Source organism: Priestia sp. BR_2, assembly GCF_041954005.1.
In the GTDB taxonomy this organism is placed as follows: Bacteria; Bacillota; Bacilli; order Paenibacillales; family Paenibacillaceae; genus Paenibacillus_AQ; species Paenibacillus_AQ lautus_A.
On sequence record NZ_JAVFHM010000175.1, the window covers coordinates 1 to 559 of the forward strand.

General features: G+C 55.1%; 1 pseudogene. It reads left to right on the forward strand.

Going from position 1 to position 559, the window contains the following annotated elements:
• Positions 1–94 precede the first annotated feature (94 nt).
• Positions 95–559, forward strand: a pseudogene (locus RB298_RS08620) (hypothetical protein); the annotation flags it as partial.

Below are 559 nucleotides of genomic sequence, written 5' to 3' on the forward strand. Positions count from 1 at the left end.
ATCTCTGAACGGCTGCCGGTTTGGAGAAGGCTCCATCCAGAGAAAACCCCTTGGTACGTATGCTCTTTCTGTCTTCACCCTGTCATAGGCGTCCATGGCGGGCAAACACCTGGGACCCGATGCCTTTGATAACTTCACCCTGGCCGACGGTTCTGTAACAGGAAGCCAAATTGCTGAAGGGACTATCACCGGCGCGAACGTAGCTAAGGGATCCTTGTACGGCTCCCAGATTGCCGAAGGTTCCATCGAGAGTAAACACCTTGGACCGGATGCCTTTGATAACTTTACCCTGGCTGACGGTTCTGTTACAGGAAGCCATATCGCTGCAGGGACTATCACCGGCGCGAACGTCGCTGAGGTGTCCTTGAACGGCTCCCTGATCGCCGAGGGATACATCGAGAGCCGGCCCCTTGGTCCGAATGCCTTTGATAACTTCACCGTAGCCGACGGATCCATCCCGCGTAACCACCGTGTGACGGCTTCCTTTGCTAACTTGACCTTTGCTGAGGTCTCGGTTGCAGGCATACCAATTGACGACGTGACCCACCATGCATCCAAA